Raw genomic sequence first — 12316 nt, forward strand, 5'->3', positions numbered from 1 at the left:
TTGACACCCCATGCCGCACACCGATCCCACCCCGTTGGACGCCACCCCGGCCGCCGCACCCGCCCACGAGGCCGCAGACGCCCTGCTGCGCCCCGTGGCGCACCTGGAGCTCAAGGCTGCGGCCCTGCTGCTGCTGGCCCTGTTGTTGGTGGCAGGCGGCGCGCTGTACCTGCTGTATGCGCGCGGTGCGTTCGAGCCCACGCAGACTCTGGTGCTCACGGCCGACAACTCCGAAGGCGTGGTCGTGGGCATGGACATGACCTTCTCGGGCTTTCCCATCGGCCGCGTGCGCCGGGTGGAGCTGGCCGAAGACGGCAACGCCCGCATCGTGGTGGACGTGGCCCGCAAGGACGCGCACTGGCTGCGCGAAAGCAGTGTGTTCACGCTGGTGCGCGGCGTGGTGGGCGACACGCGCATCCGTGCCTACAGCGGCATCCTGACCGACCCGCCGCTGCCCGCTGGGGCCGTGCGCCCGGTGCTGCGCGGCGACTCGACCGAGGCCGTGCCCCAGCTCATGGCCACGGCGCGCGAACTGCTGGCCAATCTCACGGCCATGACGGCCGAAGACGCGCCGCTGCGCGCCAGCCTGGCGCAGGTGCAGCAGCTGTCGGAACGCCTGAACGGCCCCCAGGGCGCGCTGGGCGTGGCACTGGGCAACGAGGCCGATGCGCGCAAGGTGGTGGCTACAGTCGAGCGCACGCAGGCGCTGCTGGCGCGGCTGGACGGCCTGGCCGCACGCACCGATGCGCAGGTGTTCGGCCAGGGCGGGCTGGTGCCCGAACTCACGGCCACCGTCACGCAGCTGCAGGGCCTGCTGGCCGACACGCGCGGTAGCCTGCGCAAGCTCGACGCCGTGCTGCTGGAAGCCCAGGCCGTAGGCGCCCAGACCCGCGAGGCCACCACCGATCTGGGCGCGCTGCGCGCCGAGGTGGAAAGCAACCTGCGCAAGATCGAAACCCTGGTGGACGACATCCAGCGCAAATGGCCGTTTGTCCGCGACAAGGAGCTGCGCCTGCCATGAGCCTTCGACCCATTCTGGTGCAGACGGCCCACCGCCCACGCCGCCCCGGGCGCCTTGTGGCAGCGGTGGCCGCTGCACTGCTGCTGGCCGCCTGCGCCAGCACCCCGCCCGAACCCGCCTGGCAGGCCCGCGCCAGCGGCGCGGCAGAGCGCGCACTGGCCGCCCAACTGGAAGGCCGCACAAGGGTGCAGGCTCTGGAATGGGCCAAGGCGCGCGCCGAGCTGGCGCGCACCGGCCGCGCCGACTGGCTGGCACGGCTGGAGCTGTTGCGCTGCGCAGCCGATGCCGCCGCGCTGGCGCCACCGGCCTGCGCAGCCTTCGAGCCCTTGCGCGGCGACGCGGCTGCGCCCGAGCGTGCGTATGCCGAGTACCTCGCAGGCCAGCCGCTGAGCGCCGCCGATCAGGTCCACCTGCCAGCGGCGCAGCAGGCGCTGGCGGCACTGCCCCCGGGGGCAGTGCCCGATGCTGCGCTGGCCGCCATCGAAGACCCGCTCTCGCGCCTCGTGGGCGCCGCTGTACTGTTGCGCACCGGGCGTGCCACGCCGGGTGTCATCACGCAGGCGGTGGACACGGCCAGCGCGCAAGGCTGGGCACTGCCACTGCGGGCCTGGCTGGGGGTGCAACTGCAACGGGCCCGCGCTGCGGGCGATGCCGATGCCACGGCCACCGTGCAGCGGCGCATTGCCTTGGTGGAACAAGGCCTGGCCGGGCGCTGAGGCCACGGCCGCTGCGCACTATTGCAGGCGGGCGGCCAACTGGCGTTCGATTTGCTCGCGCACCTGCGAGAACTGCTGGGCGTCCATTTCACGCGCTTCGTATTTGCGCGCCACCGACAGCAGCAGCACAGTGTTTTCGAGGTAGGTGTCCTGTGCCATCGACGGCGGCATGGCGGTCAGGCGGTCGAAGCTCTGCTGGTAGAGCGTGCTCCAGTGGAGCACGCCTTCAAGCGCCTGTCGGCGGGCGTCCTGCTGCCAGGCCACGAAAGCGGCCCAGCCCGAGTCGGAGGGCTCGGCACAGCCTGACAGGCCCAGGCAGGCTGTCAAGACCGCGCCGGCCAGTGCAGCGCGCCATGCCGTCGGGCGCGGTTGCGGGAATCGAATCGGTGGGTTCACGATCGCCCTCCACAGTGCTGGCGGCCGCCGCGATGGCGGTTGCGCTGCGCCACATGGTAGGGCCTTGCTACAGTTTTTGACAAGCCCAGTGGCTCTGCGCGAGGCGTTCCGGCCACAGTGGGCTCATCACCCCCTGTGGGCGATGGCTCTTTCGGCATCAGGGCCCGGGGATCTCGGGTCACCATTCACCCAGGGTCTCGGACAGTTGTGGCAGGGCGTCGGCTGAGCGCACGACCTCGACTGGATCGAGCAGCAGCAGGGTGGCGGCCACAGCCAACGCGACTGCGGCTCCAAAGCGCATGAACGCGTGGGTGTGGCGCGAGGGCGAAGGGTGTGGGCCTTGCATGGGGACCTCCTGGACGGCTGGCGCAGGCTCCAATGGCCCGCACAATACGGCCGCAATGGCCGGCTGCAGGTATTGCACCAAGGCCGGGTCGGGTTGTCTGTCAGACAAGCTCGATACTGGTGCCCTGACAAGCACGGCCTTCTTCAGGAGGGGCCAGTGAGAACGATGTGGGGAAGATGGTTGTGGAGTGCGGCGGGGTGTTTGCTGTCCGCGGGGGTGTGGGCGCAACCAGCGGCGACGGCAGAGGCCCCCGTGCGCCTCACGAGTCCCACTGCGCAGGGCGGCCCGCACGGCGTGGCGCCTGAGTATCCGGTGCGCAAGCGGCCGCGCGTTGGCCTGGCCCTGTCGGGCGGTGGTGCGCGGGGGGCGGCGCATGTCGGTGTGCTCAAGGTGCTCGAATCGCTGCGTGTTCCGGTCGATTGCGTGGCGGGTACCAGCATGGGCGCTGTTGTGGGTGGGGCCTATGCGGCTGGCAACTCGCCGGAGCAGATGGAACGCCTGATCGCCGAGACCGATTGGTCCGAAGTGTTCGTGGACCGGCCGCCGCGCGACGAGATCTCGATGCGCCGCAAGATCGACGAGTACAAGCCCCTGTTCTCGCCCGAACTCGGCATCAGCAATGGTCGTATCCAACTGCCCCGTGGAGTGGTCGCGGGGGTCACCATTGAGGGCTTTCTGCGCCGGCTCGCTGCTCCTGCCAGCCGCCAGAGTCAGTTCTCCGACCTGCTGGTGCCGTACCGCGCCGTTGCCGCCGACATCACGACCGGCGAGGCCGTGGTGCTGTCGCAGGGCAGTCTGGTCCAGGCCATGCGGGCCAGCATGGCAGTGCCTGGCGCGGTGGCGCCGGTCGAGATCGGTGACCGGTTGCTCGTGGACGGCGGCATTGCCAACAACCTGCCCATCGACCTTGTGCGCGAGATGTGCGCGGACGTGGTGATCGCGGTCAATATCTCGACACCGCCGCTGCGCCGCGACGAAATCACCTCGGCCTTGAGCATTGTTGGCCAACTGGTCAATCTGCTGGGCAAAGAGACCGTGGACCGGCAGATCGCATCGCTGCGCACCCCGGATGTGCTCATCACGCCCGACCTGGGCACCCTGTCCGCCGCGAGCTTCGAGCGCCAGCCCGAGGCTGTGGCGGCGGGGGAGGCGGCGGCCCTGGCGCTGGCGGACCGGTTGCGAGGGCTCGCGCTGGACGAGGCCGCGTACCAGCGATTTCTGGATGCGCGTGCCCAGACCCAGCGCGATGTGGCCGCGGTGGACGCCATCCGCTTCGAGGGGCTGCTTCGTACCAATGAGCAGGTCCTGTCCAGTCTGGTTCAGACGCGCCCGGGCGAGCCGCTGTCGCTGCGCCGACTCAATGCCGATCTGCGGCGCGTGTTCGGACGCGGCGACTTTGATGCGGTGGACTACCGCATCGACGAAGCGGATGGACTGCGAACCCTGGCGATTCCGGTGAAAGAGAAAGAGACCGGGCCGGACTATCTGCGCCTGGGGCTGGGCCTGAGCTCCGACTTTCACGGCAACGCGTTCTTCAATGTGCTGATGAGCCACCGGCGAACCTGGCTCAACCGCTACGGCGGCGAGTGGCTGACCGAGGCCCAACTGGGCCGCACCAACTACCTGCAGACCGAGTGGTACCAGCCCGTGGAGCCCGCCGGGCGCTTTTTCGTGGCACCGTATGCGCAATGGGGGCGATCGTTGCTGGATGTGTTTGCGGCCGACCAGCGCGTGGCCAGTTTCGAGCTGTCGCAGCGCCGGCTGGGGGTGGACGTGGGCGGGGTTCTGGGCACCTGGGGCGAGTGGCGCGTAGGGCCGTCGCTGCGCTGGGCCCGGGCGTCTTTGTCCACCGGGTTCAGCAGCACACGCACGGGCCGGGAGGACCTGCGCGCCTGGCGCGCCCAACTCGTCAGCGACACCTACGACAGTGCCTGGTTTCCCCGCAAGGGGCATCGGGTGGCCCTGTCGGCCACAGCGGGTGCTGCGACCAGTACCCAGCCCGCCTACCGACGCCTGGAAGGATATGGATCGGCCGCATTCAGTGTGTCTGAGCACACGCTTGGCGTGACGCTGCATGCGGGCAGCGGTCTGCACACACAGTTGCCGGTCACTGAAGGGTTTAGCCTGGGCGGCCCCTTGCGGCTGTCCGCTTTCCAGTCGTCGCAGTTCACAGGCGAACGCATGGGCTTCGCCATGCTGCGCTACTACCAACGCCTACAGCGGCTGCCCTCCTTGCTGGGGTCGGGCGTGTTCGTGGGCGGGTCGCTGGAGGCCGGACGAGTGGACCGCAGCTTCCTGGGGGGCGGCTCTTCGGGTTTGCAGCGCTCGGCATCGCTGTTCGTTGCGGCTGAGACCTTCATGGGGCCCGCCTATCTAGGGCTAGGGCTCGGACCGCGCGGTCATCGCACCTTGTACCTGCTCATCGGAGTGTCCGGATCATGAAATTTCTCTCCCTTTCACGCCACTGGCCCGTGATGTGGGCGGCTCTGGCGTGGGCCGCGCTGGCCATTGCACCGGCCTGGGCGCAGAGGGCTGTCCCGCCTGGCCCACCTGTGGCGGCGTCTGCGTCCAGCGCAGCCGTGACGCTGCCCGCTCACTATGCGCCGCCTTCCGCGGCGGTGGCCCCGGCCACCCTGCGGGTGTGGCAACGGGATGTGGTGACGTTCCGCGCCGTGCTCGCTGGGATGGACCCGGCGCAACGCGTAGAGCGAGCGCGTGAGCGCTTGCGAAGGCTGGGCCCCGCGGATGTGGATCGGCCGCTGCTCACGGTGCCAGTCGTGATAGACGGGCGCCCCGCGGTACAGATCACCTTGCAGGGCGACGTGCTCTTCACCCTGACCCAGGGAGATGTGGATGCTGCGAGTGGCCAAAGCCTGTCGGACCTTCTCACCGAAACGCTTGCCCGTCTGGGTGAACTGCGCCGCACCTGGCACGAAGCTCACGATGCGGGCCTCTGGCTACGGGGTGGGTTCTGGAGTCTGTTGGCGACGGCGTTGCTTGCCGGTGTGCTGTGGGGCGGTTTTCATCTGCAGCGCCGCTTGCGGCTGGCCCTCGGGCTGCGCTCGGTAGCACGCAGCGCAGGGGTACAGCCGTCGATCGCACGGGCTGTGATCGAGCGCATCGGCGGCGTGCTGATGGGCCTTGCCTACTGGAGCACATGCGGTATTGCCGCCTATGTGTGGCTGGCGTTTGTGCTCGGCAGCTTTCCGGTCACGCAGCCGCTGGCGCAAGCCCTGGGCCAGTGGCTTTTGTTGCGCGGGCAGGGCTGGTTGAGCGCAGCGCTGCTGAGCATCCCAGATCTGTTGACAGTGATTGTGGTGCTGGTGCTCACGCGAGCCGCGGTGGACGCTGCGGGATATGTGTTCCGCCGCGTGCAGGAGGGGCACTGGCGCATTCCGCTGCTGCACGCCGACACGGTGAGCGCTACTCGTCGCATTGCCACAGTGCTGATCTGGGGACTGGGTATTTCAATCGCGTATCCCTACCTTCCGGGGGCCGACAGCGAGGCCTTCAAAGGGCTGTCCGTGCTTTTCGGCCTGATGCTGACGTTGGGGTCGGCAGGGCTGGTGACCCAGGCCATGAGCGGGCTGGTGGTCATTTACTCGCGGGCGTTGCGTCGTGGCGATTTTGTGGAGGCTGGTGCAGTGTCGGGCACCGTACTGGAGTTGGGCCCGCTGGCATGCAAGCTGCGCACACCTCATGGGCAGGAACTGACAGTGCCCCATGCAGTGCTGATCGGTCAGCCGGTGCTCAATCACACCCGCATGGCCGAAGGTGCCGCCCATCTGCTCACCACAACGCTCACCATCGGATACGACGCGCCGTGGCAACAGGTGCATGGCTTGATGGAGCAGGCAGCCCGGGAGGTTCCCGGGCTGTTGTCTCTACCGGCACCCAGGGTGTACCAGCGTGCACTGTCGGATTTCTATGTGGAGTACGAGCTGCAGTGCTACACCCTGGAGCCGCAGGAGCGGCTGCGGCTGCTGTCGCACTTGCACGAGCGGCTACAGGATGTCTTCAATGCCGCCGGTGTTCAGATCATGTCGCCTCATTTCGTCACGCAGCCGGCCCAGGCCGTACTCGCGCGCCGGGTGGATGCCGCAGCCCCTCACCCGGCGCATTCGGCAGGCACCTGGATCCCATGACGCCGCAGCGCTTGGTCTCCGTTCGCTTTCGGCAGGCATGGCGTTCCGGCAACTGCTGGCTGCTAGAAGGGCACGATTGCGCCAAGCAAGCGGTGGGTGCACCGTACCGCTAGCCACTGGGCGGTGTGTTGGTGGGCGTTCGTCCGTTGATCGGGCCGCAGGGCCACCGGGCGAAGCGCATCTGCGGTGCGATCAAGGCGCGACGGTGCTGGCAGTTCAGTCGAATTGGGCGACCACCGGTGCATGGTCGCTGGGTTGCGGATTCTTGCGCGGAGCGCGGTCCACGCTGCACCCCGCCAGACGCCCGCGCAGTGGAGGGCTGACCAGAATATGGTCGATCCGCAGCCCACGGTTTTTCTGGAACCCGAGCATGCGGTAATCCCACCAGGAAAAGCTCTTGTCGGGCTGCTCGAAGCATCGGAAAGCATCGGTCAGGCCCAACGCCAGCAATGCCTGGAAGTGCTGGCGCTCTTCGGTGGTGTGGTGAATGGTCTCGCGCAGGCCCTCCGGGTCGAAGGAGTCCCGGTCTTCCGGGGCGACGTTGAAGTCGCCCACCAGCGCCAGCGCGGGGTGCTGGGCCAGTTCGCTGCGCAGCCATGCGTGCAGGGCTTCCAGCCAGCGCATCTTGTAGGCGAATTTGTCGGTTCCTGGCGCCTGGCCATTGACGAAGTAGCCGTTGACCACGCGCACCGGTCCCTCGGGCGTTTGGGCGGTGGCGGCAATCACGCGGGCCTGTTCATCGGCAAGCCCTGGAATGTTGCGTACGGTGTCGTGCAGCGGATACCGGCTCAGCAGCGCGACGCCGTTGTAGGTCTTTTGTCCGAAGCACTCGGACTGATAGCCCAGCGCAGCAAAGGCTTCGTGCGGGAACTTGTCGTCGGTGAGCTTGAGCTCTTGCAGGGCCAGCACATCCACGGGTTGGGTCTGCAGCCAGGCCACCACCTGGGGCAGGCGCACGGAGAGGGAGTTGACGTTCCAGGTCGCGATTTTCATGGGGCAGCGGAGTCGGAAGGGCGGGCGGGTGCCGCCCCTGATGGGGGTACAGAGGGTTCAGGTGCGGGCGCGGCTGTGTCACACCCGGCCGGGCGGGGCTGCTGCAGGATCGCCAAGGCTTCCTGCAGCATCTCCACCCAGTTGCGTTCGTAGCGGATGCCGGCTTGCAATACCAGGTGCTGCAAGGCGGCTTCGCGGCTGTCGGGGCCATCGGGGTAGTCTCGGGCTTCAAAGCTGCGGTAGAGCGCCAGCTTGGCTTCGTGGGCCTGCAGGCGCCGGTGCACCTCCTGCGCCAGTCCGTCGGCTCCTACGGTGGCGCTCGACCACAGGCGCAGCATGAGCTCGTCCCGCAGGGGCATCGGCGCCGTGGGCTCGGTCATCCAGGCACGCAAGCGTTCCATGCCCGCGGGCAGCAGGCGGTAGGCCCGCTTACGCCCGCGCGTGGGCTCCTCTGGCAACGATTCGATGCAGCCGGCTTCTTCGAGCCGGGCCAGTTCGCGGTAAATCTGCTGGTGGCTGGCGTGCCAGAAAAAGCCGATGGACTTGTCAAAGCGCGCAGCCAGTTCCGAGCCGGAACGGGGGCGTTCGACCAGTTCGGTCAGCAGGGCATGGGGCAGCGACATGGGGGCGAGGTTACACGCTTGGCGGCGTCGGGTTTGTCCGGACGCCATTTTCAATGCAACCGGTTGCATAATCTGCGAAACTTTTCTGCAACCAGTTGCATTGATGGAGCCCCGCATGGACCACTATCCCCACCTCAACCGCCCGCTGGATCTGGGCTTCACCACCTTGCGCAACCGGGTGCTCATGGGCTCCATGCATGTGGGCCTGGAGGAGGTGCCCAACGGCTTCCAGCGCATGGCCGCCTTCTACGCGGAGCGTGCGCGGGGCGAGGTGGGCCTGATCGTGACCGGCGGCATCGCTCCCAACGAGCGTGCGCGCCCCATGCCCGGCGGCGCCATGCTGACCACGGAGGAGGAGGCCGACCACCATCGGGTGGTCACGCAGGCCGTGCATGCCGAAGGCGGCAAGATCGCGATGCAGATCCTGCACTTTGGCCGCTATGCCTACCACCCGCAGCTGGTGGCCCCCAGCGCGCTGCAGGCGCCCATCAATGTACACAAGCCCCACGCGCTGACGTCGGACGAGGTGGAGCAGACGATTGCCGACTTCGTGCGCTGTGCGGCGCTGGCGCAGCATGCGGGCTACGACGGGGTGGAGATCATGGGCAGCGAGGGCTACCTGATCAACGAATTCATTGCCGCGCGTACCAACCACCGCGACGACGAGTGGGGCGGCAGCTATGCCAACCGGATCCGCTTCCCGGTCGAGATCGTGCGGCGTGTGCGCGAGCGCGTCGGTCGCAACTTCATCATCATCTACCGCCTGTCGATGCTTGATCTGGTCGAGGGCGGCTCCACGCTGGAGGAGGTGATCCAACTCGCCCAGGCCATCGAGGCGGCGGGCGCGACCATCCTCAACACCGGCATCGGCTGGCACGAAGCCCGGGTGCCGACCATCGCCACCTCGGTACCGCGCGGCGCGTTTGCATGGGTCACTCAGCGACTCAAGGGCCATGTGGGGCTGCCGTTGGTGGCCACCAACCGTATCAATACGCCGGAGCTGGCCGAACAACTGCTGGCCGACGGCGCCTGTGACATGGTGTCCATGGCGCGTCCGTTCCTCGCGGATTCGCAGTTCGTGAAAAAGGCGCGTGAAGGCCGGGCCGATGAGATCAACACCTGCATCGGCTGCAACCAGGCCTGCCTGGACCACACCTTCGGCGGCAAGATCACCTCCTGCCTGGTCAACCCGCGGGCCTGCCACGAGACCGAACTGCGCATCGAGCCGACAAGCGCTCCCCGTCGCATTGCCGTGGTGGGTGCGGGGCCTGCAGGGCTGGCGTTTGCCACCACGGCGGCAGAGCGCGGGCACCAGGTCACCTTGTTCGATGCCGCGTCCGAGATCGGTGGGCAGTTCAATATCGCCAAGAAGGTGCCGGGCAAAGAGGAGTTCCACGAGACGCTGCGCTACTTCGGTCGCCAGATTGCGCTGCGTGGCGTGAACCTGCGCCTGAACACCCGCGTGTCGGCCGCCGATCTGCAGGCGGGGGGCTTCGACGACGTCGTGCTGGCCACTGGCGTGGTGCCGCGCACTCCGGCGATCGACGGTATCGACCACCCCAAGGTGCTGGGCTATCTGGATGTGTTGCGCGACGAAAAACCGGTAGGCGCGAGCGTGGCGGTGGTGGGGGCGGGCGGCATCGGCTTTGATGTTAGCGAATACCTGGTGCACCATGGCCACACCGTGACGGATGCCGCCCAAGTGGACCGCGAGGCCTTCTATGCCGAATGGGGGGTGGATACTGCGTACGCCCGCGCCGGGGGGCTGAAGGAGCCCCAGGTGCCGGCGCCGGCGCGGCGCGTGCACCTGCTGCAGCGCAAGACCAGCAAGGTGGGCGATGGTCTGGGCAAAACGACTGGCTGGATCCACCGCGCTTCGCTCAAGGCCCGCGCCGTGGGCATGACATCGGGGGTGCAGTACCAGCGTGTGGACGATGCGGGCCTGCACGTCACGGTGGATGGCCAGCCGCAGACCCTGGCCGTGGACCATGTGGTGATCTGCGCCGGCCAGGAGCCGCAGCGTGAGCTGCTGCCCGCGCTGTTGGCCGCCGGTGTGCGTGTGCACTTGATCGGCGGGGCGGATGTGGCGGCCGAACTGGACGCCAAGCGCGCCATCAAGCAAGGCACGGAGCTGGCCGCGCGCATTGAAGTGGCCGCGCCGTTCCAGCCCGCGGCAGCACAGGCTGCGGCCGCAGCGGTGGCCAAGCCGGCGCTGTCCACCGCCTCGACGGTCAAGGAACTTCTGGCCGACGAGGCGGCCAAGGCGATCCTCGAGCGCTACCTGCCGGGCTTCTCGGCCCACCCGCAACTCGCCATGGCCAAGGGCATGCCCCTGACCACCGTGGCGCAGTTCTCGCAGGGGCTGATCACGGCCGAATTGCTGCAGAAGATCGATGCTGCGCTGCAGACCACAGCCTGATGTCCCCCACGCCAACGCAGAACCCAAGGAATCCCATGACGCTGCCCTCGACTGTTCCCGCCGCTGTGGCCCAGAGCCTGGCGCACTGGCACGACATGGTCGCGCGCAAAGACCTGAGCGACATTGCGCGCATCGTGCATCCCGAGGCCACCTTCCGTTCGCCCATGGCGGTGCACCCGTACCGCCCCGCTGCGGCGCTGGTCTTGGCGCTGCAGACGGTGGTGACCATCTTCGAGGACTTCGAGTACCACCGGCAGTTTGCAAGCGACGATGGCCTGGAGGTGGTGCTGGAGTTCAGTGCGCGCGTGGGCGACAAGCAGCTCAAGGGCATCGACATGGTCCGCTTCGATGCGGAAGGCCGGATCGTCGAGTTCGAGGTGATGATCCGCCCGCTCAATGCGCTCCAGGCCCTGGGGGCCGAAATGGGCGCCCGCCTGGGGCACAAGATGCCCGACTACAAAGCCAAGGCCTGAACGGCCTGCATGCTTAAGGCGCGCCGCGGCGCTCGTAGCGCACGAAGCTGAAGGGCAGGCCCGTCGCGCTGGTGTGCTCGGAGCGTGCGGCCTCGCGCCACTCGGGCCCGAGGGCGGGGGCAAACGCGTCGCCTTCAAAGTCGGCCGCGATTTCCGTGACCTCCAGCACCGCGGCCGCCGGCAAGGCTTCCGCGTAAATCTGCGCGCCACCGATCACCCAGACCACCGGGGCGTCGGCCGCGAGCTGCAGTGCCTGCGCCAGGCTGCCGGCGCTCCGTGCGCCGTCGGCCTGCCAATCGGTCTGTCGGGTCACCACGATGTTGGTGCGCCCGGGCAGCGGCCGAAAGCGGGGTGGCAGTGAGTCCCAGGTCTTGCGCCCCATGACCACCGGGCAGCCCTGCGTCAGCGCTTTGAAGTGCGCCATGTCTTCGGGCAGGTGCCAGGGCAGCTGGTTGTTGCGGCCGATCACGCCATTGGCGGCGCGGGCATAGATCAGGTGCAGTGCCATGGCGGTTCAGATGTGCAGGAAAGCCAGCAGGCCCACGCCCAGGCCGACGGCCGCAACGCCGTACATGCCGAACTCGAGCCACTTCTTGCGTGTCAGCAGCGCGATGGCCGCCAGCGCAATGGCCACCTGCAGGGCAGTGGTGGCTTGTGCCCAGCGGTGGTGCTCGTGCATCTGGGCGTCGGATTGCTCATCCCAGCGCTTGGCGTCGGCCTCCAGCTTCTCGGCCTCGGCCTTGATCTCGCTCTTTTCCCTGTCGTAGCGGTCCACCTTGGCTTGCTGGCGTGCTTTGTCCGCATCGCTGGGCGAAAGGTCGCGTGCCATCTCGGCCAGGGACTGCTTCGTGCTCTTGGACTGGTAGTAGTTCCACTGGTTGGAGGCTTCGGTTTTCTTGATGGCCGCGTTGTTTTTGTACAGCCCGGCGTTGGCCTGTGTGGCGCCACCCTGGTAGGCAAAGATGGCGCCGACGGTGGCCACGACGGCGGTGAACATCGCGATCTTGTTGGTGGCTGTGCTGTGCGCACCCTCTTCGGTGTCGGCATGTGCCGCAGGCCCGTGGCCGCTGTGTGCGGCGTGCTCAAGGGCATGGTCGTGGGGGCCGTGGACGTGAAAACCGCCAGAAGACATCGGGTGCAGTCAGTGGAGTGGAAAGGGCGGCCGGGCAAGCCCCCGGCCATGA

Annotated in this window: 12 protein-coding genes; 6 read left to right on the forward strand and 6 right to left on the reverse strand. The window is 67.9% G+C overall.

Features of this window, described 5'->3' with window-relative positions:
• Positions 1–10 precede the first annotated feature (10 nt).
• Together ABD866_RS03760 and ABD866_RS03765 are read left to right on the forward strand one after the other, a co-directional pair.
• On the forward strand, positions 11–1021 hold the full coding sequence (locus tag ABD866_RS03760; RefSeq protein ID WP_345061285.1) for an MlaD family protein: 1011 nt from the start codon (positions 11–13) through the stop codon (positions 1019–1021).
• Positions 1018–1737: a hypothetical protein gene (locus ABD866_RS03765; protein WP_345061288.1), complete on the forward strand. Its 720-nt coding sequence runs from the start codon at positions 1018–1020 to the stop codon at positions 1735–1737. Before ABD866_RS03760 ends, ABD866_RS03765 begins: the two co-directional genes overlap by 4 nt.
• 18 nt (positions 1738–1755) lie before the next feature.
• Here ABD866_RS03765 and ABD866_RS03770 read toward each other — a convergent pair whose 3' ends face one another.
• Positions 1756–2133 (reverse strand): hypothetical protein, encoded by a 378-nt coding sequence (locus tag ABD866_RS03770; protein ID WP_345061290.1) that lies wholly within the window; start codon positions 2131–2133, stop codon positions 1756–1758.
• Positions 2134–2311: 178 nt separating this feature from the next.
• The gene (locus ABD866_RS03775) at positions 2312–2479 is read right to left on the reverse strand and encodes a hypothetical protein (protein ID WP_345061292.1); all 168 of its coding nucleotides are present in this window, start codon (positions 2477–2479) and stop codon (positions 2312–2314) included.
• A 252-nt stretch (positions 2480–2731) separates the two neighbouring features.
• Between ABD866_RS03775 and ABD866_RS03780 the strand changes: the two genes are divergently transcribed.
• Both ABD866_RS03780 and ABD866_RS03785 read left to right on the forward strand, forming a co-directional pair.
• Complete coding sequence (locus ABD866_RS03780) at positions 2732–4921, forward strand: patatin-like phospholipase family protein (protein WP_345061294.1); 2190 nt, start codon at positions 2732–2734, stop codon at positions 4919–4921.
• Positions 4918–6624, forward strand: a complete 1707-nt coding sequence (locus tag ABD866_RS03785; RefSeq protein ID WP_345061296.1) for a mechanosensitive ion channel domain-containing protein — start codon at positions 4918–4920, stop codon at positions 6622–6624. Before ABD866_RS03780 ends, ABD866_RS03785 begins: the two co-directional genes overlap by 4 nt.
• A 216-nt stretch (positions 6625–6840) precedes the next feature.
• Here the strand turns inward: ABD866_RS03785 and xth are convergent, their stop codons facing one another.
• Positions 6841–7617 carry an exodeoxyribonuclease III gene (gene xth, locus ABD866_RS03790; protein WP_345061298.1) on the reverse strand — a complete coding sequence of 259 codons (777 nt, stop codon included), beginning with the start codon at positions 7615–7617 and terminating at the stop codon, positions 6841–6843.
• Complete coding sequence (locus ABD866_RS03795) at positions 7614–8240, reverse strand: PadR family transcriptional regulator (RefSeq protein WP_345061301.1); 627 nt, start codon at positions 8238–8240, stop codon at positions 7614–7616. The genes xth and ABD866_RS03795 overlap by 4 nt, the downstream gene beginning before the upstream one ends.
• A 115-nt stretch (positions 8241–8355) precedes the next feature.
• Here ABD866_RS03795 and ABD866_RS03800 point away from each other — a divergent pair, with 115 nt between their 5' ends.
• Positions 8356–10659, forward strand: coding sequence for an oxidoreductase (locus ABD866_RS03800; protein WP_345061303.1), 2304 nt, complete (start codon positions 8356–8358; stop codon positions 10657–10659).
• Between the two features lie 35 nt (positions 10660–10694).
• A complete protein-coding gene (locus ABD866_RS03805) occupies positions 10695–11132 on the forward strand; it encodes a nuclear transport factor 2 family protein (protein WP_345061305.1) in 438 nt (145 codons plus the stop codon).
• A gap of 13 nt (positions 11133–11145) precedes the next feature.
• Here ABD866_RS03805 and ABD866_RS03810 read toward each other — a convergent pair whose 3' ends face one another.
• Positions 11146–11640 carry a dihydrofolate reductase gene (locus ABD866_RS03810; protein WP_345061307.1) on the reverse strand — a complete coding sequence of 165 codons (495 nt, stop codon included), beginning with the start codon at positions 11638–11640 and terminating at the stop codon, positions 11146–11148.
• 6 nt (positions 11641–11646) lie between these two features.
• A complete protein-coding gene (locus ABD866_RS03815; protein ID WP_345061309.1) occupies positions 11647–12264 on the reverse strand; it encodes a DUF4337 domain-containing protein in 618 nt (205 codons plus the stop codon).
• Positions 12265–12316 lie beyond the last annotated feature (52 nt).

This window comes from Acidovorax lacteus (assembly GCF_039540375.1).
Classification (GTDB): domain Bacteria; phylum Pseudomonadota; class Gammaproteobacteria; order Burkholderiales; family Burkholderiaceae_C; genus Acidovorax_G; species Acidovorax_G lacteus.